24 protein-coding genes, 1 tRNA gene and 3 pseudogenes are annotated in these 24,729 nt (G+C 66.6%); 21 read left to right on the forward strand and 7 right to left on the reverse strand.

Annotation, left to right across the window (positions count from 1 at the left end):
- Window positions 1-11 precede the first annotated feature (11 nt).
- From AAFL97_RS09570 to AAFL97_RS09620, 11 genes and pseudogenes are all read left to right on the forward strand, one after another.
- Window positions 12-512, forward strand: coding sequence for an OmpH family outer membrane protein (locus AAFL97_RS09570; protein ID WP_341644701.1), 501 nt, complete (start codon window positions 12-14; stop codon window positions 510-512).
- A gap of 13 nt (window positions 513-525) precedes the next feature.
- Window positions 526-1,530, forward strand: coding sequence for a UDP-3-O-(3-hydroxymyristoyl)glucosamine N-acyltransferase (lpxD, locus tag AAFL97_RS09575; protein ID WP_341644702.1), 1,005 nt, complete (start codon window positions 526-528; stop codon window positions 1,528-1,530).
- 31 nt (window positions 1,531-1,561) lie between these two features.
- Window positions 1,562-1,996 (forward strand): 3-hydroxyacyl-ACP dehydratase FabZ, encoded by a 435-nt coding sequence (gene fabZ / locus AAFL97_RS09580; protein WP_341647130.1) that lies wholly within the window; start codon window positions 1,562-1,564, stop codon window positions 1,994-1,996.
- Entirely contained in the window at window positions 1,993-2,763 is a 771-nt protein-coding gene (gene lpxA / locus AAFL97_RS09585) for an acyl-ACP--UDP-N-acetylglucosamine O-acyltransferase (protein WP_341644703.1), read from the forward strand. Before fabZ ends, lpxA begins: the two co-directional genes overlap by 4 nt.
- 5 nt (window positions 2,764-2,768) lie before the next feature.
- On the forward strand, window positions 2,769-3,920 hold the full coding sequence (lpxB, locus tag AAFL97_RS09590; protein WP_341644704.1) for a lipid-A-disaccharide synthase: 1,152 nt from the start codon (window positions 2,769-2,771) through the stop codon (window positions 3,918-3,920).
- Entirely contained in the window at window positions 3,917-4,534 is a 618-nt protein-coding gene (rnhB, locus tag AAFL97_RS09595; protein ID WP_445954484.1) for a ribonuclease HII, read from the forward strand. Before lpxB ends, rnhB begins: the two co-directional genes overlap by 4 nt.
- Complete coding sequence (locus AAFL97_RS09600) at window positions 4,531-5,349, forward strand: TrmH family RNA methyltransferase (protein WP_341644705.1); 819 nt, start codon at window positions 4,531-4,533, stop codon at window positions 5,347-5,349. The genes rnhB and AAFL97_RS09600 overlap by 4 nt, the downstream gene beginning before the upstream one ends.
- A gap of 108 nt (window positions 5,350-5,457) precedes the next feature.
- Complete coding sequence (locus AAFL97_RS09605; RefSeq protein ID WP_341644706.1) at window positions 5,458-5,745, forward strand: hypothetical protein; 288 nt, start codon at window positions 5,458-5,460, stop codon at window positions 5,743-5,745.
- Complete coding sequence (locus tag AAFL97_RS09610; protein ID WP_341644707.1) at window positions 5,742-5,930, forward strand: hypothetical protein; 189 nt, start codon at window positions 5,742-5,744, stop codon at window positions 5,928-5,930. Before AAFL97_RS09605 ends, AAFL97_RS09610 begins: the two co-directional genes overlap by 4 nt.
- Window positions 5,931-5,981: 51 nt before the next feature.
- Window positions 5,982-6,766, forward strand: a pseudogene (yaaA, locus tag AAFL97_RS09615) (peroxide stress protein YaaA).
- A gap of 23 nt (window positions 6,767-6,789) precedes the next feature.
- Window positions 6,790-7,926, forward strand: coding sequence for a M14 family metallopeptidase (locus tag AAFL97_RS09620; protein ID WP_341644708.1), 1,137 nt, complete (start codon window positions 6,790-6,792; stop codon window positions 7,924-7,926).
- A gap of 49 nt (window positions 7,927-7,975) precedes the next feature.
- Here AAFL97_RS09620 and hpnE read toward each other — a convergent pair whose 3' ends face one another.
- Genes hpnE through hpnC form a run of 3 tightly spaced genes read right to left on the reverse strand, consistent with a single transcriptional unit; the run spans window position 7,976 to window position 10,984 of the window.
- Window positions 7,976-9,316: a hydroxysqualene dehydroxylase HpnE gene (gene hpnE, locus AAFL97_RS09625; protein ID WP_341644709.1), complete on the reverse strand. Its 1,341-nt coding sequence runs from the start codon at window positions 9,314-9,316 to the stop codon at window positions 7,976-7,978.
- 4 nt (window positions 9,317-9,320) lie between these two features.
- On the reverse strand, window positions 9,321-10,154 hold the full coding sequence (gene hpnD / locus AAFL97_RS09630) for a presqualene diphosphate synthase HpnD (protein ID WP_341644710.1): 834 nt from the start codon (window positions 10,152-10,154) through the stop codon (window positions 9,321-9,323).
- A complete protein-coding gene (hpnC, locus tag AAFL97_RS09635; RefSeq protein WP_341644711.1) occupies window positions 10,151-10,984 on the reverse strand; it encodes a squalene synthase HpnC in 834 nt (277 codons plus the stop codon). Before hpnC ends, hpnD begins: the two co-directional genes overlap by 4 nt.
- Before the next feature lie 256 nt (window positions 10,985-11,240).
- On the opposite strand from hpnC, the gene AAFL97_RS09640 reads away from it, so the two are divergent.
- The 9 genes and pseudogenes from AAFL97_RS09640 (at window position 11,241) to AAFL97_RS09680 (ending at window position 21,542) form a co-directional block, all read left to right on the forward strand.
- Entirely contained in the window at window positions 11,241-11,918 is a 678-nt protein-coding gene (locus AAFL97_RS09640) for an ABC transporter ATP-binding protein (RefSeq protein WP_341647132.1), read from the forward strand.
- 78 nt (window positions 11,919-11,996) lie between these two features.
- Complete coding sequence (locus tag AAFL97_RS09645) at window positions 11,997-14,576, forward strand: FtsX-like permease family protein (RefSeq protein WP_341644712.1); 2,580 nt, start codon at window positions 11,997-11,999, stop codon at window positions 14,574-14,576.
- 181 nt (window positions 14,577-14,757) lie between these two features.
- Window positions 14,758-15,850: pseudogene (locus AAFL97_RS09650) on the forward strand (lipocalin-like domain-containing protein).
- Between the two features lie 54 nt (window positions 15,851-15,904).
- Window positions 15,905-16,974: pseudogene (rfbB, locus tag AAFL97_RS09655) on the forward strand (dTDP-glucose 4,6-dehydratase).
- Window positions 16,971-17,858 (forward strand): dTDP-4-dehydrorhamnose reductase, encoded by an 888-nt coding sequence (gene rfbD, locus AAFL97_RS09660; protein WP_341644713.1) that lies wholly within the window; start codon window positions 16,971-16,973, stop codon window positions 17,856-17,858. The pseudogene rfbB and the gene rfbD overlap by 4 nt, the downstream one beginning before the upstream one ends.
- A gap of 51 nt (window positions 17,859-17,909) precedes the next feature.
- Window positions 17,910-19,349 (forward strand): mannose-1-phosphate guanylyltransferase/mannose-6-phosphate isomerase, encoded by a 1,440-nt coding sequence (locus AAFL97_RS09665; RefSeq protein WP_341644714.1) that lies wholly within the window; start codon window positions 17,910-17,912, stop codon window positions 19,347-19,349.
- A gap of 107 nt (window positions 19,350-19,456) precedes the next feature.
- Window positions 19,457-19,542, forward strand: a tRNA-Leu gene (locus AAFL97_RS09670).
- Between the two features lie 234 nt (window positions 19,543-19,776).
- Complete coding sequence (locus AAFL97_RS09675) at window positions 19,777-21,000, forward strand: cyclopropane-fatty-acyl-phospholipid synthase family protein (protein WP_341644715.1); 1,224 nt, start codon at window positions 19,777-19,779, stop codon at window positions 20,998-21,000.
- Complete coding sequence (locus AAFL97_RS09680) at window positions 20,997-21,542, forward strand: flavin reductase family protein (protein ID WP_341644716.1); 546 nt, start codon at window positions 20,997-20,999, stop codon at window positions 21,540-21,542. The genes AAFL97_RS09675 and AAFL97_RS09680 overlap by 4 nt, the downstream gene beginning before the upstream one ends.
- An 84-nt stretch (window positions 21,543-21,626) precedes the next feature.
- Here the strand turns inward: AAFL97_RS09680 and AAFL97_RS09685 are convergent, their stop codons facing one another.
- Window positions 21,627-22,133, reverse strand: coding sequence for a hypothetical protein (locus tag AAFL97_RS09685; RefSeq protein WP_341644717.1), 507 nt, complete (start codon window positions 22,131-22,133; stop codon window positions 21,627-21,629).
- Window positions 22,134-22,294: 161 nt separating this feature from the next.
- Window positions 22,295-22,630: a hypothetical protein gene (locus AAFL97_RS09690; RefSeq protein ID WP_341644718.1), complete on the reverse strand. Its 336-nt coding sequence runs from the start codon at window positions 22,628-22,630 to the stop codon at window positions 22,295-22,297.
- 217 nt (window positions 22,631-22,847) lie between these two features.
- Here AAFL97_RS09690 and AAFL97_RS09695 point away from each other — a divergent pair, with 217 nt between their 5' ends.
- Window positions 22,848-23,012: a hypothetical protein gene (locus AAFL97_RS09695; RefSeq protein ID WP_341644719.1), complete on the forward strand. Its 165-nt coding sequence runs from the start codon at window positions 22,848-22,850 to the stop codon at window positions 23,010-23,012.
- 55 nt (window positions 23,013-23,067) lie between these two features.
- Here the strand turns inward: AAFL97_RS09695 and AAFL97_RS09700 are convergent, their stop codons facing one another.
- Window positions 23,068-24,057 carry a diaminopimelate dehydrogenase gene (locus AAFL97_RS09700; protein WP_341644720.1) on the reverse strand — a complete coding sequence of 330 codons (990 nt, stop codon included), beginning with the start codon at window positions 24,055-24,057 and terminating at the stop codon, window positions 23,068-23,070.
- 84 nt (window positions 24,058-24,141) lie between these two features.
- Entirely contained in the window at window positions 24,142-24,669 is a 528-nt protein-coding gene (def, locus tag AAFL97_RS09705) for a peptide deformylase (RefSeq protein WP_341644721.1), read from the reverse strand.
- Window positions 24,670-24,729 lie beyond the last annotated feature (60 nt).

The raw sequence follows: 24,729 nt of genomic DNA on the forward strand, positions 1-24,729 counted from the left end.
CGGAGGCATAAGTGAAAGTTAGTACCCTGTCCCTGGTGGGCGCTGCACTGATCGGCTTGTCGCAGGCCGCCGTGGCCGACACCAAGATCGGTTTCGTCAACTCCGACCGCGTGATGCGCGAGGCGACGCCCGCGGTGCGGGCTCAGCAGCGCCTCGAGAAGGAGTTCGAGAAGCGCGACCAGGAACTCCAGCGCATGGCCCGCGACCTGAAGGCCATGCAGGACGAACTCGAGCGCGACGGCGCGACGATGAACGAGAACGACCGCCGCAACAAGGAGCGCGCGCTGAACGATCTCAACCGCGACTTCCAGCGCAAGCAGCGCGAGTTCCGCGAGGATCCGAACCAGCGCCGCAACGAGGAACTGGCTTCGGTGCTCGACAAGGCCAACCGCTCGGTCAAGGACATCGCCGAGAAGGAAAACTTCGACATCATCTTCCAGGAAGCGGTGTACGCGAACCCGCGCATCGACATCACCGACAAGGTCATCAAGGCCCTGTCCGACGCCAAATAAGCCTTCCGCCCGCATGTTCCGTCTCGACGAACTGGTCGCGCGGCTCGGAGGAGAAGTGTCCGGCGACGCCGGCGTGGCCGTCCGCCGGGTGGCCACGCTCGATCAGGCCGGGGAAGGCGATCTCGCCTTTCTGGCCAACCGCAAGTACCTGCCGAAGCTGCGCGAAAGTGCGGCGTCGGCGCTCATCGTCGCGCCGGATGCGAAGGCCTTGCTGAACGGCCGCAGCGCCATCGTCACGGCCGACCCTTATCTGTACTTCGCGCGCGTCGCCCAGCTCTTCAACCCGCTGCCGTCGGTGCGCCCCGGCGTCCATGCGCTTGCCGCGCTGGCTTCCAGCGTGCCCTTGTCGGCCGAGATCGGGCCGGGCGCGTCGATCGAGGAGGACGTCGAAATCGGCGAGGACGTCGTCGTCGGCGCAGGCTGCCACATCGGCCGCGGCGCACGCATCGGCCGCGGCTCCCGGCTTGCCGCGCGGGTCACGATCCAGCATGGCTGCGTGGTCGGGGAGAACTGCATCCTCCATTCCGGCGTGGTCGTCGGCAGCGACGGCTTCGGCTTCGCCCGTGAAAAGGATGGGCGCTGGGTCAAGATCCCGCAGGTCGGCCGGGTCGTCATCGGCAACGACGTCGAGATCGGCGCCAACACCACGATCGATCGCGGTGCGCTCGACGACACCGTGATCGGCGACGGCTGCAAGCTCGACAACCAGATCCAGATCGCGCACAACGTGCGCATCGGCGAGAACACCGCGATCGCGGGCTGCGTCGGCATCGCCGGCAGCACCAGCATCGGCGCGCGCTGCATGATCGGCGGCCAGGCAGGCATCATCGGCCATCTGACGATCTGCGACGACGTCGTCGTTTCCGCCGGTACGCTGGTCAGCAAGTCGATCACCCGGCCCGGCGTCCACACCGCCAGCCTGCCGGTGCAGCCGCATGCCGACTGGGTGCGCAATTTTTCCCACCTGCGCCACCTCGATGCGCTGGCCGGGCGCGTCCGCTCACTCGAAAACCAATGAAGGCGGCCGCGACGGCCGGACAATCCCCATGATGAACATCAGCGAAATCGTCGAATACCTGCCGCATCGTTATCCCTTCCTGCTGATCGACCGCGTGCTCGAGATGGAGGAGGGCAAGCGCATCGTCGCGCTGAAGAACGTGACGATGAACGAGCCTTTCTTTCCCGGCCATTTCCCGCACCATCCGGTGATGCCCGGCGTGCTGATCGTCGAGGCGATGGCCCAGGCGGCGGCTGTGCTGTCGTTCAAGAGCATGGGCGTCAAGCCGGACGAGAACTCGGTGGTGTATTTCGCCGGCATCGACAACGTGCGCTTCAAGCGCCCGGTGGTGCCGGGCGACCAGTTGATCTTCGAAGTCGAGATCACCCAGAACAAGCGCAACATCTACAAGTACAAGGGGGTCGCCCGCGTCGACGGCGAAGTGGCGACCGAAGCCGATCTGATGTGCGCGCTGAAGACCCTATGATCCATCCGACTGCCATCGTCCATCCGGGCGCCAGGCTCGGTGAGAAGGTCTCGATCGGAGCCTATTCGATCATCGGCGAGCACGTCGAGATCGGCGACGGCAGCCGGATCGGGCCGCACGTCGTCGTCGAAGGCCATACCCGCATCGGCCGCGACAACGAAATCTTCCAGTTCTGCTCGCTCGGCGCCAAGCCGCAGGACAAGAAGTACGACGACGAGCCCACCCGGCTCGAGATCGGCGACCGCAACACCATCCGCGAGTACTGCTCGTTCAACGTCGGCACCAGCCAGGACGGGGGCGTCACCCGCGTCGGCGACGACAACTGGATCATGGCCTACGTGCATGTGGCGCACGACTGCCAGGTCGGCAACCACACGATCTTCGCCAACAACGCGACGCTGGCCGGCCACGTCCATGTCGGCGACTGGGCGATCCTCGGCGGCTTCACCGGCGTGCATCAGTTCTGCCGCGTCGGCGCGCACAGCTTCTGCGGCGTCGGCACCGTGCTGCTGCAGGATCTGCCGCCCTTCGTCACCGTCGCCGGCAATCCCGCCAAGCCGCACGGCATCAACAGCGAAGGCCTCAAGCGCCGCGGCTACGGCAGCGAAGGCATCGCCGCGATCAAGCGTGCCTACCGGGCACTGTACCGCAGCGGCCTGACGCTGGACGAAGCGCGCCAGCGCGTCGCCGAGATCGCGGCCGAGCATGCCGAGGCCGGCCCGCTGTCCGAGTTCATCGCCGACTCCGGCCGCGGCATCGTCCGCTGAGCGCCATGACCGTTCGCATCGCGATGGTCGCCGGAGAAGCATCCGGCGACCTGCTCGCCAGCCATCTGATCCGGGCCATTCGCCGGTACCTGCCCGATGCCGAATTCTTCGGCATCGGCGGGCCGAAGATGCAGGCCGAAGGCTTCGACGTGCGCTGGCCCTGCGAACTGCTGGCAGTGCATGGCTATGTCGATGCGCTGAAGCGCTACCGCGAGCTGTCGGGCATCCGCCGCAGCCTGCTGGCGCAGGTCCGCAAGGAGCGGCCGGCAGCCTTCATCGGCGTCGATGCGCCCGACTTCAACCTGTGGCTGGAAGGCAAGGTCAAGGACGCGGGCATTCCGGCGATCCACTTCGTCAGCCCGTCGATCTGGGCCTGGCGCGGCGGACGCATCAAGCGCATCGCGCGCTCGGTCAGCCGCATGCTGTGCCTGTTCCCGTTCGAGCCGGCGCTGTACGAGCAGGCCGGCGTGCCGGTCAGCTACGTCGGCCATCCGCTGGCGGACGTGTTTCCGCTGTGCCCCGACCGCGCCGCGGCGCGTGAGCTGCTGGGTTTGTACCCCGACAGCAGGATCGTGGCGATGCTGCCGGGCAGCCGCCAGTCCGAAGTGCGCAACCTGGCCGACATCTACATCGCCACCGCGATCCGCATGCTCGAACGCGACCCCGGCCTGGGTTTCCTGGTGCCGCTGGCGACGCGCGAGACCCGCCTGATCTTCGAAGAGGCGCTGCACCGCAATCAGGCGACGGAACTGCCCATCCGCATGCTGTTCGGCCATGCGGTCGAGGCCATGACCGCCGCCGACGCGGTGCTGGTCGCGAGCGGCACCGCAAGCCTCGAAGCCGCGCTGCTGAAGCGGCCGATGGTGATCACCTATCGCATCGGCGACTGGCAGTACCGGCTGATGAAGCGCATGGCCTACCTGCCGTGGGTCGGCCTGCCGAACATCCTGTGCAACGAAGGCCTGGTGCCGGAACTGCTGCAGGACGATGCGACGCCGGAGAATCTCGCCGCGGCGCTGGAGGCCTGGCTCGACGACGCCGACCGCTGCGCGGCGCTCGAGCTGCGCTTCACCGAGCTGCACCTGACCCTGCGGCAGGACACGGCACGGAAGGCAGCGGAAGCCATCCTGCCTTACCTGAACGGCAGGACGACGTGAGCGCAGACCTTTTCATGCCTGCTGCGGCATGTCCGGGACAGGTGCTGGTATGCGGTGTGGACGAGGCCGGGCGCGGCCCCTTGTGCGGGCCGGTCGTCGCCGCGGCGGTGATCCTCGACCCCGCACGCCCGATCGACGGCCTGGCGGATTCCAAGAAGCTCGGCGAGCGTGCGCGCGAGCGCCTGGCGGTGCTGATCCGCGAGCGTGCGCTGGCCTGGGCGGTCGCCGAAGCCAATGTCGAGGAAATCGACCGCCTCAACATCCTGCACGCCAGCATGCTGGCCATGCAGCGTGCGGTCGCGGGGCTGGGCGTGGCGCCGGCCGAAGTGCTGATCGACGGCAACCGCTGCCCCCGCCTGCCTTATCCTGCGCGCGCCATCGTCAAGGGCGACGCCACCGAACCTTCGATCTCGGCTGCTTCCATCCTCGCCAAGACCGTCCGTGACGCCGGCATGCGCGAGCTCGACGCGTCATGGCCGCAATACGGGCTCGCCGCGCACAAGGGCTATCCCACGGCCGCCCACCTGCAGGCGCTGCAACAGCACGGCGTCGCCGATTTCTACCGCCGCAGCTTCGCGCCCGTTCGGCGCCTGCTCGACGCCGCTGGGCGATGAAAGCGATCGCTTCACGCGAGAACCCGCTGGTCAAGCGCCTGCATGCGCTGGCCGGCTCCGCCCGCGAGCGGCGCAAGCATGGCGAGACGCTGCTCGATGGTGCGCACCTGCTGGATGCCGCGCTGCTGCGCCAGTGGCCGCTGAAAGGCGTCGTCGTCGCCGAGAGCGGCCTTGCCAGTGCAGAAATCCAGGACCTGCTCGCACGCTGTCCGGCCGAGGTGCCGCGCTACCAACTCCCCGACGCCTTGTTCGCCCACATCAGCCCGGTCGACACACCCTCCGGCCTCGTGACCGTCATCGATCTGCCGGCCGAACCGCCGGCCGAAGCATTGACCAGGGACGTCGTCGTGCTCGATGCGGTGCAGGACCCCGGCAATCTCGGCACCATCCTGCGCACTGCGGCGGCGGCCGGCGTGCGCGACGTGCTGCTCGCCGAAGGCTGCGCCGGCGCCTGGTCGCCACGGGTGCTGCGCGCCGGCATGGGTGCGCACTTCGGCCTGCGCATCCGCGAACGGGTCGATGTGCTGCAGGCGCTGCGTGATTTTCCCGGTCCGGTGCTGGCCACCGCACTGAGGCCTGATGCGCGCAGCCTGTACGACATCGAACTGCGCCGCCCGACGGCCTGGCTGTTCGGCGCCGAAGGCCAGGGCCTGTCGTCGGCCTTGCTCGCCCTTGCCTCCGAATGCGTGGTGATTCCGACCACGGACGCGATCGAGTCGCTCAACGTCGCCGCGGCCGTGGCGGTCTGCCTGTTCGAACAGGCTCGGCAGCGACGTGCGTTAAGTGCGTCACATTCCTCTCCAGGCGGCGATTGACAGCCATTTTCCCGGCACATGATGCTATCCGCCGGTGCTCGCCCGCGACATGCGTTGCGGCATGCATGGCCAGACGGTGGAAAGCCGCATTTGCCGAGGAGATGAGGCGTGACGATCTACTTCAAGACCCCGCAAGGGGTGGGCGAAATCGCCAATCGCAGCGGGGCCGTCGGCCAGCGTGCGCGGCGACTGCTGATCCTGATCGACGGACAGCGCTCCAGGGATGAACTGCACGCTCTGGCGGGCGATCCCGACATCGACGGCACGCTTGCCCAACTGGTGATGCGGGTTTCATCGTCGCGGCAGCGGAACAAGCGGATTCCGTCTCGCCGGCCAAGGCCTCGGTGCAGGTACAGGCACAGTCGAAGGACCTGGAGAAGGCACGCAATTTCATGATCAACACCTTGCGCGCCTATCACGGCCCGTACAGCAAGCTCGATCTGGTGAAGCGCATCGGCGCGTCCCAACAGCGCGCCGAACTGGAAGTACTGAGCGAAGAGTGGCGCTCGTCGATCGCCGAGAACCGGGCCGGCCTCAAGCGCATCGACGAACTCATGGGGCTGTTGCGCGCGGTGATGTAGCGCGCCGTTTGCTAACATTGGGCGCTTCTTCCTGCCGGCCGTGACCTGCCCATGATCTTCGTCATTTCCCCCGCCAAGGCGCTCGACTACGAGACGCCGCCCGCCACGCCGCGCTTCACCCAGCCGGATTTCCTCGACCAATCCGCCGAACTCATCGCCATCCTGCGCGAGCGCTCGCCGGCGCAGATCGCGGAGCTGATGTCGCTGTCGGACGCGCTCGCCAGCCTCAACGCCGCGCGCTATGAACAGTGGTCGCAGCCGTTCTCGCCGGACAATGCCAAGCAGGCGGTATTCGCCTTCAACGGCGACGTGTACGAGGGCCTGGACGCATACAGCCTGACGCCGCAGCAGCTCGACTGGGCACAGGAGCATCTGCGCATCCTGTCCGGCCTGTACGGCGTGCTGCGCCCGCTCGACCTGATGCAGCCCTACCGCCTGGAAATGGGCACCCGGCTGGAGAATGCCCGCGGCAGGAATCTGTACGCCTTCTGGGGCGATCGCATCACCGACGAACTCAACCGCCTGCTCGCCGCCGAGGCCGATGCGGGGCGCGAGCCGATCCTGTTCAACCTCGCCTCCGACGAGTATTTCAAGTCGGTCAAGCCGGCCAAGCTCAAGGGCAGGCTGGTCAGCGCCGCTTTCGAGGACTGGAAGGAGGCCGCTACAAGATCGTCAGCTTCTACGCCAAGCGCGCGCGTGGCCTGATGAGCCGCTACCTGATCCAGCACCGCATCGACGACGTCGACGGGGTGAAGGGTTTCGCTGCCGAAGGCTATGCCTTCGCAGCCGAAGCCTCGGACGACGACCGGCTGGTGTTCCGCCGCCGCGAGGCCTGAGCGCAGTGGCTGAGGAGGCTTCCATGCGCATCAGTTCATGCTTCGATTCCGGCGCGATCGAGGTGATCAGCCTCGACGATCCGCAAGACATCCGCCTGCGCCTGCGTGCAGACAATGCGGCCGAATTCCGCCAGTGGTTCCATTTCCGCCTGACGGGTGCTGCGGGCAGGGCAGTGCGCATGGTGTTCGAGAACGCCTCGCAGGCCGCCTACCCGGACGGCTGGCCGGCTTACCGCTGCGTGGCGTCCTACGATCGCCGCGACTGGTTCCGCGTCCCCGGCACCCGCTACGAGAACGGCCAGTTGATCGTCGAGCACAGGCCCGAGCGCAATAGCGTCTACTACGCCTATTTCGAGCCGTATTCGCACGAGCGCCATCTCGATCTGCTGGCCCATGCCGAAGCTTCGCCTTTCGCCAGCGTGAGCAAGCTCGGTGCGAGCGTCGATGGCCGCGATATCGACCTCGTCACCGTCGGCCGGCCCGACGTGGTGCCGGTGTGGATCATCGCCCGCCAGCATCCCGGGGAAACGATGGCCGAGTGGTTCGTCGAAGGGCTGCTCGAGCGCCTGCTCGATCCTTTCGACGCCGTCGCCCGCCGTCTGCGCGAGCAGGCGCGCTTCTGCATCGTGCCCAACATGAACCCCGACGGCGCGGTACGCGGCAATCTGCGCACCAATGCGGCCGGGCGCAATCTCAATCGCGAGTGGCGCGAGCCCGATCCGGCCGCCAGTCCGGAGGTCTTTCTGGTGCGACGGGAAATGCAGCGCACCGGCTGCGGGCTTTTCCTCGACATCCACGGCGACGAGGCGCTGCCCTACGTCTTTTTCTCGACCGCCGAGGAAGTGCCCGGCTTCACCGCACAGGCAGCGCAGCAGCAGGCACGCTTCATCGAGGCTTTCGCCATCGCGGCTCCCGATTTCCAGACCGAGGAGGGCTACAAGCCCGGCCGCTTCGGCGAGGAACTTCTGACGCTCGCCAGCAAGTGGGTCGCCAATCACTTCGGTTGCGTGTCATTGACGCTGGAAATGCCGTTCAAGGACAACGCGAACCTGCCCGATGAACAGGCTGGCTGGAACGGCGCGCGCAGCAAGCGGCTGGGTGCGTCGATGCTCGATGCAATCCTGTGCCACGTTTCCAGGGACGATGAAAGCCCCGGTTGACGGATCAGTACCGCGACAGAGCGCGACCTGGTCCCTGGCTCCGGGGTTGTTACAGCCAGGTCGCCTTCATTCCCAGCTCGGCCAGGATGGCCGCCGCGCAGGCCGTGCCCGAGCGCACGGCGGATTCGAGGGTGGCGGGGTAGGGGGAGTCGAGATAGTCCCCGGCCAGCCACAGGCCGCGTAGCGGCGTACGCATGCCGGGGCGGAAGACGCCGGGCCGGCAGGCGATGGTGGCGCGTTTCTCGACGATGACCTGCGACCACTCGGGCGCGGGCAGCCTGCGGCCCAATTGCCGTTCGAGTTGCGCATGCGTGGCCAGGATCAGTTCGTTGCGGGGCAGCGCCTCGTGCGGCCCGTGGGCGCTGATGACGCAGGTGATCAGGCCTTCCGGCCCACCCAGCTGGCCACGGTCGAAAGCCCATTGTGCCGGGCCGGCCGTCAGCGTGGCGGTGGTGCCGCTGTCGAGGCCGATCATCGGTTCGGACAGCTTCTGCCCTTTCCCGAGCGCCAGATAGACTGTAACGATCGGTTCGTGAGGCAGGGCGTCGATCTGCGCGGCGAGGCGCTCGCACTGGCCGGTGGAGGCGAGCAGGGCGCCGGCGTGATGGGGCGCGGTGGCAAGCACGACATGCGGCCAGGGCCGGCTGCCGGGGTCGCCTTCGAGGCGGAAGCCGCCGTCGACCGGCTGGATCGCCTCGATCGCGTTGCCGGTGCGCAGCTTGCCGCGCCGGGTGGCGAGGTAGCGGGCCGCCGGCACCGGGAACAGTTCGGACAGGTCGACGCGCGGGATCAGCAGTTCGCTGTCGCTGGCGGAGGCGGCCAGGCTGTCGCGCAGCACGTTGGCGAAGACCTGGGCCGAAGCTTCGGCAGCCGGCGTGTTCAGCGCAGCGACACACAAGGGTTCCCATATCAGTTCGGCCAGCACGGGCGTCTGCCGCGTCTCGCGCAGCAGGCCGCGGACCGTCATCTCCGGCGGCAAGCGGAAACCCTGCTTCTTGAGCCAGCGCATCAGGCGCAGCATCGCCAGCCGATCGGCCCAGTTCAGGCCTTCGGCGCGCAGCAGGCCGACGGCCAGGTGGAAAGGCGCGGGCAGCGCCGCTGCCTTCAGCCTCATCCTGCCCGGCACGTGCAGGGTCAGCGGCAGGTGGGCGAGCTGCTTGGGCGAGCAGCCGGTGGTGCGCAGCAGGCGGGTGAGTTCGGTATAGGCGCCGATCAGGATGTGCTGGCCGTTGTCGACGCGCCAGCCGTCCTTGGCCACCACCCGCGCCCGCCCGCCCAGGGTGTGCGAGCGCTCGAACACCGTGACATGCACACCGGCGCGCGCCAGTTCGACCGCGCAGGCGAGGCCTGCGTAGCCGGCACCGATCACCGCCACGGTCGGCACGCTCATCGGCTCAGCCCTTGAACCAAGTGGTGCCGGCCAGCCAGACCTTGCGCAGCGGGGTCAGCGAGGTGCGGCGGTCCAGCACCTGGAAGCCGTCGGCGGCGATCTCGCGCAGCAGCGTGCGGTAGATCGCCGCCATCACCAGGCCGGGGCGCTGCGTCTTGCGGTCGATGTCCGGCAACTGGGCGAAAGCCTGGTCGTAGAAATGCTCCGCGCGTTCGGCCTGGAAAGCCATCAACTCGCGGAAAGCGTCGGAATGGCGAGCTTCGAGGATGTCCTTGGCCGGCACGTTGAAGCGCTGCAGGTCTTCGATCGGCAGGTAGATGCGGCCGCGGCGGGCATCTTCGCCGACGTCGCGGATGATGTTGGTGAGCTGGAAGGCGAGGCCGAGGTCGTGGGCGTATTTCAGCGTCTGGCGGTCCTGGTAGCCGAAGATCTCGGCCGCCAGCAGGCCGACCACGCTGGCGACCCGGTAACAGTAGAGCTGTAGGCCCTTGAAGTCGAGGTAGCGCGTCTGCGACAAGTCCATCGCCATGCCGTCGATGATCTCCAGCAACTGCTCCTGCGGCAGCGCGAAACGCGGCAGCACGTCCTTCAGCGCCTGGCCGACCGGATGGGTCGGGTTGCCGGCCCAGGTGCGCGCGACTTCCTTGCGCCACCATTCGAGCTTGGTCTGGGCCAGCGACAGGTCGTGGCATTCGTCGACGACGTCGTCGACCTCGCGGCAGAAGGCATACAGCGCGGTGATCGCCTGGCGCTTGTCGGGCGGCAGGAACATGAAGCTGTAGTAGAAGCTCGATCCGCTCTTGGCGGCCTTGTCCTGGCAGTAGTCGTGCGGATTCATGCGATGTTCCGGTAGTTCAGGGCGCGCCAGCCGAGGCGCAGCCAGTCGGGCCGGGCGAGTACCGGCCGGTGGCGGAAGACGTCGTAGCCGGCGGCTTCGATGCGTTCGAGGATGCGCAGGCCGCCGAGCACGATCAGGCGCAGCTCCCAGCCGATGCGGCCGGGCAGGGCCAGCGCCAGCGGCGCGCCGTCGAGCATCATGGCACGGGCGCGCTGCACTTCGAAAGCCATCAGCGCCTGCCAGCGGGCATCGCAGCGGCCGGCGTCGATGTCGCCCTCGGTGATCTCGAAGCGCGCCATGTCGTCCTGCGGCAGGTAGATGCGCTGCTTCCGCCAGTCGACGCCCACGTCCTGGCAGAAGTTGATCAACTGCAGGCTGGTGCAGACGGCGTCCGAGCGGCGGAGATTCTCCGGCGTGGCGGCGGCGTACAGGTGCAGCAGCAGGCGGCCGACCGGATCGGCCGAGCGCCGGCAATAGTCGCGCAGCTCGGCGAAGTCGCGGTAGCGCGTCTTGCCGACGTCCTGGGCGAAGGCGTCGAGCAGGTCGCGAAAAGGCTGCACCGGCAGTGCATGTGTCGCGATCGCACGTCCCAGGCGGGCGAACATCGGCGCCAGGCTTTCGTCGCGCACGACTTCGCCGCGCGCACAGGCTTCGAGCGCCAGACGATAGTCGTGCAGCCGGGCCAGTCTGGCGACGGCCGGCGCATCGCCTTCGTCGGCGACGTCGTCGGCGCTGCGGGCGAAGGCGTAGATGGCCTCGACCGGCTCGCGCAGGCGCGGCGGCAGCAGAAGCGAAGCGACAGGAAAATTCTCGTAGTGGTCGACCGGCATGCCTGGCGATGAAGATGCGATGCCACGTTGTGGGCAGGCAGCCCTGCGCGGCTCGGCGGGCGGAGTATATACGTGATTCGCCCCTATCCCGGATCGAGCAGGGATGGCGGCAGCCGGTATGGTGGTCCCGCCGGGCTTCGGCGCGGTCCGGCAGTCGATTTGGCAGGCATCGCAGCAATTTCAACGCTGCGATGACACAATCGGACTTTACGGCCCCTTCTTTACCTCTCTTTCCACTCCTGCCCTGACCGACCTCATGCTGACTGCCCGCGCCTTGCGCAAGACGCTTCCCGGTACCCCGCCACGCCTTCTGTTCGAAGGGCTGGAACTGCAGGTCGCGGGCGGCGAATGCGTGGCGATCGTCGGTGAATCCGGGGCGGGGAAATCGACGCTGCTCAATTGTCTGGCGGGGCTGGAGCCGTTCGACGGCGGACACGTCGAACTGGGCGGGCAACACATCGGCGGGCTGGACGACGATGCGATGGCCCGGCTGCGGCGGGAGGCCTACGGCTTCGTCTTCCAGGCTTTTCACATCCTGCCGCATCTGTCGCTGGCGCAGAACGTGGCACTGCCGCTGTGGCTGCTGAAGGTCGACGAGCGCCAGGCCGATCAGCGCGCCCGCGCCATGCTGGCGCGCGTGGGCCTGGAAGGACGGGCCGACGATGCGCCGCACACCCTGTCGGGCGGCGAGATGCAGCGCGTGGCGATTGCGCGGGCGCTGATCCATGCCCCGAAGCTGGTGCTGGCCGACGAGCCGACCGGCAACCTCGACCCGGCACGGGCCGGCGAAGTGCTCGATCTGCTGCTCGGGCAGATCCGGGCCGGCGGCGCCGCCGGCGTGCTGGTGACGCATTCCCGCCTGGCCGCGAAGCGTGCCGACCGGGTGCTGGAGTTGGGGCCGCAGGGGCTGGCGGACGTCACGGAGCGCGTATGAGCGCCGCCGCCCGGCCGCCCGAAGGGGCGCTCATCCTCCCGCGGGGAGGATGTCGCACAGAGACAGGAGGGTAGTCCAGTGAGCCTGGTGGGCGCGACCTCGCGCCGGCTCTTCCTCGCCAGCCTGCTGCGCCATCGCCTGGCGACTGCGCTGTCGCTGCTGGCGATCGCGCTCGGCGTGGCGCTGGGTCTGGCGGTGCAACTGATCCACGGCGCGGCCATCGACGAATTCGGCCGCGGCCTGCGCACGCTGGCGGGCGAAGCCGACCTGCAACTGGTGGGACCGCGCGAGGGCTTCGACGAGGCCATTTATCCGGTGCTCGCCAGGCGCCCGGAGATCGCCGAAGCCAGCCCGGTGCTGCGCATCGAGGCACGGCTGCCGGGGCGGGAGGATACGCTGGAGATTCTCGGTGTCGACATGTTCCGCGTTGCCCGCATGCAGGCCTTGCTGCGGCCGCGGGCCGACCCGGCGCTGGTGGACGGCGACGGCCGTCTTGCCGGGCTGCAGCCGCGCAACATCTTCGTGAGCGCGGATGCCCGCGCCCGCCTGGAGCTGCCGTCGCGCCTGGGCAACGGGGAGATGGCCGGGCCCGCGCTGCGGGATGGCGTGCTGACCGTCCAGTCCGGTATCAGCGGGATCGAGCTGCGTCTGGCCGGCGAACTGCCCTTGAGCGGTGCCGAACTGGCGGTGATGGACATCGGTGGTGCGCAGCAGGTGTTCGGACGCATCGGCGTGTTGAGCCGCATCGATCTCAAGCTCGCTCCTGGCCTGAGTGCCGAAGCCGCTCGTCTGGCGCTGTCGCCGCTGCTGCCGCCCGGACTGGCACTGCAGGTACCGGAGGCCGTGGCCGGCGAGGCGAGTGCGCTGTCGCGCGCCTATCGGGTCAATCTCACGATGCTGGCGGCCATTGCACTGCTGACCGGCGCGTTCCTGGTGTTTTCCACCCAGGTGCTGTCGGTGGCGCGGCGACGGCGGGAGTTCGCCCTGCTGCGTGCGCTCGGTATGGAAAGGCGCGAATTGCTGCGCGGCCTGCTGGCCGAAGGGGTGGTACTGGGGCTGGTGGGCGGTGCGATCGGCGTGATGCTCGGCCATGCGCTTGCTGCGCTGGCCTTCAGGCTGGTCGGCGGCGACCTGGGCGCAGGTTTTTTCCGCGGTAGCCGACCCGAGCTGCAGTTCGATGCCCTGCTTGCCGCAGGATACCTGCTGCTGGGTGGTGTGGCCGGTGTGCTCGGTAGCTGGCTGCCGGCCCGGGCAGCGTCGCAGGTCGCACCGGCCCGGGCGCTGAGGGCCGGCGAAGCGCAGTATGCCGGCTTGCCGCATATGCGGGGGCGCCTGCCGCTGGCGCTGCTGCTGGCGGCAGCCGCCGGACTCGCCTGCATGCTGCCGCCGGCCGGCGGCATTCCGCTCGGCGGCTATGCTGCGGTGGCGCTGAGCCTGATGGCGGCAGTGCTGCTCCTGCCTGCGCTGGCGCAGAGCCTGCTGCCGCTGCTGGGGCGGACGCGCTCGGTGATCTGGCGCCTGGCCCATGCCCGCCTGTCGGCCACGCCCGGCCAGGCCGTGGTGGCCGCTGCCGGCGTGGTCGCCAGCGTGGCGCTGGCATCGGCGATGGCGATCATGGTCAGCTCCTTCCGGGTGTCGGTGGATGACTGGCTGGCCCAGGTGCTGCCGGCCGACCTGTATGTGCGGGCTTCGAGCTCGGCGGCCAGCGGCTATCTGGATGACGATGCGCTGGCACGCATTGCCGCGGTGCCGGGCGTGGCTTCGGTGGATACGACACGGCTGCTGAATTTGCGGCTGTCGGACGAGGAGCCGGTGTTCAGCCTGCTGGCGCGCCCGGTCGACGGCAACTGGGGCTTGCCGCTGGTCGCGGGTTCGAGCGGACGCCCGGACGGCGGCAAACCGGGGCAGAGCGGCTTGCCGCCGGCGTGGATTTCCGAAGCTGCCGTCGATCGTCTGGGGCTGGGCGTCGGCGACCGCCTGACGCTGCCGCTGGCCGGCCGCCAGCAGAGTTTCGTCGTTGCCGGCGTCTGGCGGGATTATTCGCGCCAGTACGGTGCGGCGCTGATCGAGCCGGCGGACTACCGCGCCCTGACCGGCGACGATCGCGTCAACGACGCCGCGATCCGGCTCGAGGAAGGCACCGATGCCGGCGCGGTGGCCGATGCGCTGAACGCCCGCTTCGGCCCCGGGCGCCTGATCATCGCGCTGCCGGGCGAAATCCGCGCCACCACGCTGCAGATCTTCGACCGGACTTTCCTGATCACCTATCTGATGGAAGCGGTGACGGTGATGATCGGCCTGTTCGGCATCGCCACCACCTTCGCCGCGCTGGCCGGCACGCGCGAAGGCGAGTTCGGCATGCTGCGCCATCTGGGTTTCACACGCGGGGAGGTCGGGCGCCTGATCGCGGCCGAAGGGGCGCTGACCGCCGGGTTTGGCGTGGCCTGCGGCTTGCTGGCGGGCGGGGCGATGGCATGGATCCTGATCGAGGTGGTCAACCGGCAGAGTTTCCATTGGAGCATGGACCTGGCCGTACCGTGGGCTGCGCTGGCGCTGTTTGCCGCCGTGCTGGTGTCGCTGGCTGCACTGGTTGCACGGCTGGCCGGGGCGCGGGCGATGCGAGGGTCCTCGGTGCAGGCGGTGAAGGCCGACTGGTGAATGCGGCGGTGCAGGCAGGCGGAGCGCTTGGATGATGCGTGCGAAGGCGGATGCTGGAGAGGGAATGTCGATGGTGATACGACGTGCCGGGCAGTCGCGCGGTATCTGGAGGCGCTTCGGAGCGGACATCGCCCGACGCTCGCTGTGTGCGTTCGCCGTCGTCATCGCCTTGCTGTCGTGCCTGCCACCGGAGATTCATGCACAGGATTCAGGATCCGCGTCGGCAGCCGATGGCTACCCGGCCGTGGTGCCGGGCAAGCCGCTGGTCTTCCCCGATGACTTCGGCGCCCACCCGGACTACCGTACCGAGTGGTGGTACATCACCGGCTGGCTGCGCGATGGCGCAGGCGCGGAGCGCGGCTTCCAGCTCACCTTCTTCCGGGTGCGCACCCTGATCGGCGAGGACAACCCCAGCCGTTTCGCGCCGCGCCAGCTCGTCCTCGCCCATGCCGCGGTGGCCGATCCGGCGAATGGTCGCCTGCTCCATGCCGAACGTTCGGCACGGGCCTGGCCCGGCCTGGCAGGCGCCGCGACCGGCCGGACGGATGTCGAGATCGATGGCTGGTCGCTGTCGATGGAACCGGAGGAGGGGGACGGGAACAGTGGCGATCGCTACCACAGCCGCATCGAGACGGAGGAATTCGGCTTCGAACTGCGCTTCGACTCCCGCCGGCCGCCCTTGTTGAATGGCCGCCAGGGTTTCAGCCAGAAGGCGCCGGACCCGCTCAACGCCAGCCATTACTACAGCCGGCCGCAGCTCGGCGTGTCGGGCAGCTTGCGCCTGGGCAGCAAGGTTCTGGACGTGGACGGCCATGCCTGGCTGGATCACGAATGGTCCTCGGAGATCCTGCCGCAGGGCGCGCGCGGCTGGGACTGGATCGGCATCAACCTGCATGACGGCGGTTCGCTGATGCTGTTCCAGATGCGCGATGGCGAAGGCGGCGCGATGTGGGCCGCGGGGACGCTGGCCGATGCGGTTGGCCGGGCGCGGAGCTTTGCGCCCGACGAAGTACGCTTCGAGCCGCTGCGGTACTGGACATCCACACGCACCGGCACACGCTACCCGGTGGAGTGGCGCCTGCACCTTGCCGACGGACGCACGCTCGGCCTGCGCCCGCTGATGGACGACCAGGAGCTCGACAGCAGCGCATCGACCGGCGCCGTGCTGGGAAGGCGCGGTGCGCCTGTCCGAGCAGGCAGAGGACGGCGGTGAACGTGAAATCGGTCAGGGTTATCTCGAAATGACCGGCTATGCGGAACGCCTGGAGATGTAGCCGCCGCTTCGATGATGCGATAATCCCGCCATTCGACCCAAGCGGAGCTTGATCTTGATCCTCGTGTCCGGCGGTGCGGGCTTCATCGGCGCCAACTTCATCCTCGACTGGCTTGCAGGTGATGACGAAGCCATCCTGAACCTGGACCTGCTGACTTATGCCGGCAACCTCGAGACGCTGGCGAGCCTGCGGGACGATCCACGCCATGTTTTCGTGCAGGGCGACATCTGCGACCGCGCCTTGGTCGACCGCCTGCTGGCGACCTACCGGCCCCGCGCGATCGTGCATTTCGCCGCCGAGAGCCACGTCGACCGCTCGATCCATGGCCCGGGTGATTTCGTCCGCACCAATGTTGAAGGCACGTTCACGCTGCTCGAGGCGGCGCGTGCCCATCACGCGTCGCTCGATGCCGCGGAGCAGGCCGCTTTCCGTTTCCTGCACATCAGCACCGACGAAGTCTCGGCTCGCTGGGCGCCGACGACCCTGCTTTCGCCGAAACCAAGGCCTACGAGCCCAACAGCCCGTATTCGGCCAGCAAGGCGGCCAGCGATCATCTGGTGCGCGCCTGGCACCACACTTACGGCCTGCCGGTGCTGACCACCAACTGCTCGAACAACTACGGTCCTCGCCAGTTTCCGGAGAAGCTGATTCCGCTGATGATCGTCAATGCGCTGGCGGGCAAGCCGCTGCCGGTGTATGGCGACGGCCTCAACGTGCGCGACTGGCTGTACGTCACCGATCATTGCGCTGCGATCCGCGAGGTGCTGGCGCGCGGCACGCCGGGCGAGACCTACAACATCGGCGGCTGGAACGAAAAGACCAATATCGACATCGTCCGCGGCGTCTGCGCATTGCTCGACGAGTTGCGCCCCTCGGCCGACGGCAGCCATGCACGGCTCATCACCCATGTCACCGACCGCCCGGGGCACGACCGGCGCTACGCCATCGATGCCCGCAAGATCGAGCGCGAACTGGGCTGGCGGCCGGCCGAGACCTTCGACAGCGGCATCCGCAAGACGGTGCAGTGGTATCTCGACAATCCGCAATGGGTCGCGGATGTGCAGAGCGGTGCCTACCGCGACTGGGTGGCGGCCAACTACGGCACGCGAGGGCAGGCGGCATGAAGATCCTGCTGCTGGGCAAGAACGGCCAGGTGGGCTGGGAGCTGCAGCGTGCGCTGGCGCCATTGGGCGAGCTGATTGCGCTCGACCGCCACGGTAGCGACGGCCTGTGCGGCGACCTGGAACGACTCGATGCACTGGCCGACAGCGTGCAGCGCCTGGCACCGGATCTCGTCGTCAATGCCGCGGCCTACACGGCCGTCGATCAGGCGGAAAACGACGCGGAACGTGCCCACCGAATCAACGCCGACGCAGTGGGTGTGCTTGCCAGGCAGGCAGCTGCGCTCGGTGCATTGCTGGTGCACTATTCGACCGATTACGTCTTCGATGGCAGCGGCGAGCGCCCGTGGCGCGAAGACGACCTGCCTTCGCCCTTGTCCGTCTACGGTGCGACCAAACTCGCCGGCGAGGACGCGATCCGGACCAGCGGCTGCGACCACCTGATCTTCCGTACCTCGTGGGTCCATGCCGCGCGGGGCGGCAACTTTGCCCGCACCATGCTCCGCCTGGCCGCCGAACGGGAACGCCTGACCGTCATCGACGACCAGATCGGCGCACCGACCGGCGCGGATCCGATTGCCGACGTCAGCGCCCATGCCATTCGCCGCACGATGGGCGGGCGCGGCCATGGCGGTACTTACCACCTGGCTGCCGGCGGACAGACGAGCTGGCACGGCTACGCCAGCTTCGTCATCGACCGCACCCGCGCTGGCGGCAAGGCACTGGCGGTGCGTGAGATCGCGCCGATACCGACCTCGAGCTATCCGACGCCGGCGACGCGGCCGCTGAACTCTCGTCTCGACACCCGGCGCCTGCGCGAGCGTTTCGACCTGCACCTGCCCGACTGGCGCGACGGCGTGGCGCGCATGCTGGACGAGCTCGGCTGAGGGCGATCGACTACCGATCAATTTCGAACAATCGACTGGAATCCTATCGACATGATCATCAAGAGCGTCATTCTTTCCGGTGGCTCGGGTACCCGGCTGTGGCCGGCCTCGCGCGAGAACCATCCCAAGCAGTTGCTGCCGCTGACCAGCGAGCGCTCGCTGCTGCAGGAAACCGCTGTCCGCCTCGACGACTTCGCCGGCGGCGAAGTCGATCGACGCCCGCTCGTCGTGACCAATGAGGAATATCGCTTCATCATTGCCGAACAACTGCGCCAGATCGGCGTGCGTTCGCCCCAGATCGTGCTCGAGCCTTTCGGCCGCAACACCGCACCGGCGCTGACCCTGGCAGCGCTCGCGGCACTGGAGGAGGGCGATCCGGTGCTGCTGGTGATGCCGGCCGACCACGTCATCACCGATCTCGCCGCATTCCAGCAAGCCATCGCGCAGGGCAGCAGCCTGGCCGCGGACGGCATGCTGGTGACCTTCGGCATCGTGCCCGATCGCGCAGAGACCGGCTACGGCTACATCCGCGCCGGCCAGGCGATCGGCGGAGGGCGCGAACTGGCCGAGTTCGTCGAGAAGCCGGATGTCGACACCGCCCAGCGCTATCTCGAAAGCGGCGAATATTTCTGGAACAGCGGCATCTTCATGATGAAGGCCTCGGTCTGGCTGCGCGCCATCGAGCGTTTCAGGGCCGACATCGCCGAGGCCTGCCGGGCCGCTTACGACGGCCGCAAGCCGGATGCCGATTTCATCCGCCTGGAGCAGGGTGCCTTCGAGCGCTGCCCGAGCGACTCGATCGACTATGCCGTCATGGAGCGCCTGGCCAACGCACCGGAAGCGGGCAAAGGCGTCGTCGTGCCGATGTCGGCAGGCTGGTCGGACGTCGGCGCCTGGGATGCGCTGTGGGCGGTATCCGGCAAGGACGAGGCGGGCAATGCCGGCCGTGGCGAAGTGCTGTTCGAGGGGTGCCGCAATACCCTGGTGCATGCCAACGACCGGCTGGTGGCTGCGGTCGGCTGCGAGGACATGATCGTCGTCGAGACGCCCGATGCGGTGATGGTGGCGCACAAGGACCGCACCCAGGACGTGAAGAAGGTCGTCGCCCGCCTGAAGGCCGAAGGCCGGAGCCTGACGCAGAGCCACCGGAAGGTCTATCGCCCCTGGGGCTGGTACGACTCGATCGACGAAGGCGAGCGCTTCCAGGTCAAGCGCATCGTCGTCAACCCGGGCGCCAAGCTCAGCCTGCAGATGCACCACCACCGCGCCGAGCACTGGATCGTGGTCAAGGGCACGGCCGAAGTCACCAACGGCGAGCGCGTCTTCCTGCTGGCCGAGAACGAGTCGACCTACATTCCGCTGGGACATACGCACCGGCTGGCGAATCCGGGCAAGGTGCCGCTGGAGATCATCGAAGTGCAGTCCGGCAGCTATCTCGGCGAGGACGACATCGTGCGTTTCGAGGATACCTACGGCCGCAGTTCGAACTGAGGCTGGAAGGGGGAGGGCTGCTGCGAGCGTGGCTGCCCTTCCCGGGGCCGAACCGCGGGCAGGTCCGCGAAGAGACCATGTATAATGCGGCCCGCTTCGCTGCCGATGCGGGGGTGGCGGAATTGGTAGGACGCACTGGATTTAGGTTCCAGCGCCGCAAGGCGTGAGAGTTCGAGTCTCTTCCCCCGCACCATCGGGTTTCAACGTACTTCGTCTCGTTTTGCAAAACCCTGCCTGTTTTGCAAGAATCAGCAGCAGAGACGCTAATGCGTCTGCGTGGCGATGCCGCGGATGCGCGCGCCGCTGCATGCCGATGAACGCTGCTTCGAAAGCGCAGACCGGCGAACCTGCAGGGCACGCTATGCGGCTCTCTTGCACCTGGATTTTCCAACATGATCCGATGTTGGTCAGGCTTCAGGAGGCGTGCATGGATTCTTCTTCGCCCCTTGTCGAGGCATTGCGCCGACTCGTCGCCGATCGCGGTCTGGCGCTGGGCCTGCAATTGGGAGATGGCCGTACTGAAACGCTGGGCAGTGGTCCGGCCTCGGTCATCTTGCGTCTTCCGCATCCCGAAACGGCGCTCAAACTGCTGCCCCCCGATCTCGGCACGCTTGCGCGAGCCTACATCCACGGCGAGATCGATGTCGAAGGAAGCGCGCTGGACATCGTCCGACTGGCGATCGAACTCGCGCATGCCGGGAGTGCCCATCGGCGTCTGCTGAACCGGATCACGGGATGGCGCCTCTGGCGGCATAAGCCGGCCAGCGACAAACGGGCCATCGCGCATCACTACGACGTCTCGAACGATTTCTATCGGTTGTGGCTCGACCCCGAGATGGTTTATTCCTGCGCCTATTTTCCGAGCGGATCGGAGACCTTGGAGCAGGCACAGCAAGCCAAGCTCGACCTCATCTGCCGCAAGCTCCAGCTCGAGCCGGGAGAGCGCTTCCTCGACATCGGCTGCGGCTGGGGTGCGCTGCTGCTGTGGGCTCATCGTCATTACGGGGTGAAGGCCACCGGCGTGACATTGAGCGAACAGCAGTTCATCTACGCACGGCAGCGCATCCGCGAACTGGGCCTGGAAGGGGCAATCGACGTGCGTCTGCAGGACTATCGCCACATCCCGGGCCAGGGGGTATTCGACAAGATCGCGTCGGTGGGCATGTTCGAACATGTCGGCATACGCAATCTGCCCGTATATTTCGGCACCATCAGTCGGCTGCTGACGGATGACGGCCTGGTGTTGAACCACGGCATCACCACCCGCGCGGGGGATGAGGCAGTCAGAGACGGCGCGGGCGACTTCATCGACCGCTATGTGTTTCCCGATGGAGAGCTGCCGATCATGGCCCAGGCAGCCGCAGCGATGGAAAATCAACAACTGGAGGTTTTCGACGTCGAGGGCTTGCGTCCCCATTACGCGCGAACGCTGCAGCATTGGGTCGAGCGCCTCGATGCGCACCACGATGGTGCCATCCGGCTTGTCGGAGAGCGGACCTATCGCGTGTGGCGGATCTACATGGCCGGTAGCGCTCAAGCCTTCGAGTATGGCTGGATCTCCGCTCATCAACTGCTGGCGGCCAAGCGTGCGGTCAAGGGTTTTTCGGCCCAGCGCTGGAGCCGTGAGCATATGTGGAGGACTCCAGCATGATGGAACCCCTTGCCGCTGCAAGGATCTTCACGCTGCTCGAACCCGGCCCGGTCGTGCTCGTCACGACGCGCCATGCGGGCAAAAGCAACATCATGACCATCTCGTGGACGATGGTCTTGGACTTCACGCCGCGCTTTGCAATCTGCACCGGTGCATGGAACCACTCATTCACCGCGCTGGAGGAAACGCGCGAATGCGTCATCGCCATCCCGTCCGCCGACATGCTCGACACCGTGATCGGCATCGGCACCTGCTCGGGCGCGGATACCGACAAGTTCACGCGCTTCGGCCTCACACCCTGCAAAGGCAAGCACGTGCAGGCCCCGCTGATCGCACAATGCCTCGCCAACATCGAATGCCGGGTCGCAGAGATCATCGCTCCGCACGGCATCGTCGTACTCGACGGCCTGGCCGCGTATGTCGATCACCAGAAATCCGACCAGCGCATGCTGCATGCCATCGGCGACGGCACTTTCGTCGCCGATGGCGAGCGTTTCGACCGCAAGGAGGCGATGCGGTCGAAGCTGCCTGATGGGGTTTAGGCAACGTCGAGCAAAGTCGCTCCCACACCGTGTGGCGGAGGTGGACAGAGGAAGAGCAAATGGGAGAGCAATCACGGCGTGCGCCTAGTCCATGTGACTGCACTTCAGCTCAGACATCCGGTTTCCTACTTCTCGACGTTCGTCGGTTAGGCTTTGGGTGGATTTCTGGCGGGCTTGTGCGTCGATCTGACGTATGCGCTTGCGAAGCCATACGCAGCTTGGAGGCTCCTTCGGCGGCTGAGGCTCTACCTTTGCCACGCGCTGACGACTTGGCGCCGGTGCTGCCGCCTGTTGCTGACGTGGCGGAATCGGATGGCGGGGAACGACAGACATCGTGCCTCCCAGCATCGCTTGCTGGCCTTCCTCGCACGGGCGGTCCTGGTAGATCGTCCGACCGGCCATGACGCATTTGTACAAGCCATTCGTGTGCTGTTGCTGGAGCGGTGCCGGCACGCTAGCCGGGGCAGGGTGTTCAGGCGCTTGCACGACTGGAGGCAGCGGCGGCGCTTGGTCTTCCTGCATGACGAAGTAGCCGATCGTCGAGAATAATGCGGCGGTCAGCAGAGCGGCGATGATGCTGTCTTTCTTCATGCCCGGATGATAGATGTCGCTGTTACATTTCCTGCATGACGTTGGTCACGATGGATCGGTGTTGACCGCCGGGATGTGTCATACCAACCAAGGCGGAAGTCTCTAGCACGGCCCGCGCTACGACGAGACGGTAGTGGCTAGGCAAGCCAGGGCGGAGTGATTCAGGCGATCAAACGGTTCAGCATTGCACCGAGCCGGGACTCCAGGATCAACTGTTTGCGATACCATGCCGCGCGCTGCTCGGCGGCATCGCTGGCCACCTGGGCGTGCTCGATCTCGGCTCGGGTGCGTGCTAGTTCGTGCTCGAGGATTGTGACTTGCTGACACCGCCAGAACATGGCGCGCAACTCGCCGCACGAGAACGGCCGGCGCCATGCTGGATGCTGCAGGCCATCGGCTGCTAGGCTGAAGCCTTCCCATTCGGAGCCCAGCAACTCGGCCAGGTCGAGAACCTGACCTTGTCGAAGGGAACCGGGGCTAAGCTTAGTGGTTGGCATGGGGCGACACTCTAATGAGAAGAGCCAGGAAAGCAGTCTTGATCTTGCGGAGCTTGTGTTTAAAAGTTTACATAATACAAATTATCGCGGTTTTGATGCACTCTCGAGGTGACTATTTCTGGCCCGCCTCCCGATCGACCAGCGAACATGAAAATTCAGTGCTTCAGCGTGATCGGCGTCATGGATGTCACCCCCTTGTCTGGCTACCATGCTCTCCATGAAAACCAATGTCTTGGTCACGCTCGCTGCGCTGATCGCGTTCCTCGGTATCGTGTCGTTGTTGCTGTTCACCAGCAAGGCACCGACGCATATCCGCATCCAGCCCGTTCAAGTATCGGGGACCGCAGGGCCGTCAGCGCCGGCTTCCTCTGCACACAACTGAACGCCTGGTGGCCGTGGGCTGATCGTCCTTTCCGGTCAACATGCAAATGAACCGATCAAAGCAGCTCTTTGCGCAGTTGAGCCGGTGTTTTGATCGACAGCAGCCCGGGCGCCACATCGAAGGCGGTCTTGGCGCCGAACTGGCCCTGTACGTTCAGCCGATAGGCTGCCCGCGCATAGGCCACCAGAACGCTGGCGGTGAATTCGGGATTGCTTTCGAGCTGGAGTGAATACTCGATCACTTGGGCGTGCGCTTCCGTGGTGTTGCCGCTGCGAATGACGAAGCCGCCATGCGGCATGCGCTTGTGTTCGCGGAGCAAGATCTCTTCGCTGATGAAATGGACCGTGGTGTCGTAATCGGCGAAATAGTTGGGCATGGTGACGATGGCTTGCTCGATTTCGGCTGCATCGGCGCCTTCGTTCAACACGACGTAACATTCACGCGTGTGTTTCTGACGGATCGTCAGTTCGGGGCGCGAGCCACTGCGCACTTGCTCGATCGCGTCCTGTGACGGCAGCGTGTACTGCACCCCCGCCTTAACCCCGGGCACGCGGCGGATGGCATCGGAATGCCCCTGGCTCAGCCCCCTGCCCCAGAACGTGTACGTTGTGCCATCGGGCAGCAAGGCTTCGCCATACAGGCGATTGATGGAAAACATGCCTGGATCCCAGCCGATGGAAATCAAGGCCGTTTTGCCGTTTGCGCGTGCCGGCGCGTCGACCGCGTCGAAGTACTCCGGGATGCGCGCATGCGTATCGAAGCTGTCGACGATGTTGAACCTTGCCGCCATCTCCGGTCCCTGACGTGGCAGATCGTCCTTGGAGCCGCCACATAGAATCAGGACGTCGATCGTGTCACGATGGTCGGACAATGCATCGATGGGCCGTACCGGGGTCTGTGCGGACAACGGCTTCACCGACTCCGGCGGACGGCGAGTGAATACGCCGACCAGGGTCATGTCCGGGTTCCTGGCGATGGCGGCCTCGACGCCGCGCCCCAGGTTTCCGTAGCCGGCGATACCGATGCGGATTTGCGTGTTGTCCATCAGGAAGCTCACTCCAACTTTGAGAGAATGAATGCTCGCGCAGCGCCCTGCTCATGGGCACGCGTGCAATGTCCGGTCCCGCGCTCAGCGCCCTTCCATGTCTGGAAACAGCACGTCGGTGAACCCGAAGCGGGTGAAGTCGCTGATCCGCATCGGATACAGCACCCCGGCGAGATGATCGCATTCATGCTGCACTACGCGGGCATGAAAACCCTCGGCCACGCGATCGATGGACTTCCCTTGCGGGTCGAAGCCTTGGTAGCGGATGCGTCGATGGCGTGCCACCACGCCACGCAGCCCGGGGACCGACAGACAACCCTCCCACCCCTCCTCCATCATGTCGTCCAGCGGCGTGATGACCGGATTCAGCAGGATCGTGCGCGGTACTGCCGGGGCGTCAGGATAGCGTTCGCTGTGCTCGAAGCCGAAAATCACCAGCTGCAGGCCGACGCCGATCTGCGGCGCCGCCAGACCAACACCGCCATTTGCGGTCATCGTGTCGAACATGTCGGCGATCAATTCGTCCAGTTCAGGCGTTCCGAACGACGTGACGGGTTTGGCCTGTTCGAGGAGACGCGGATCTCCCATGCGCAAGAGGGTGCGAGCAACCATTGTTTTCACCAGAAATTTGTCGGGATAATTTACACTCGTGCTGCAAACTTTTTGAAACAG

The organism is Thauera sp. SDU_THAU2, assembly GCF_038260575.1.
Lineage (GTDB): Bacteria > Pseudomonadota > Gammaproteobacteria > Burkholderiales > Rhodocyclaceae > Thauera.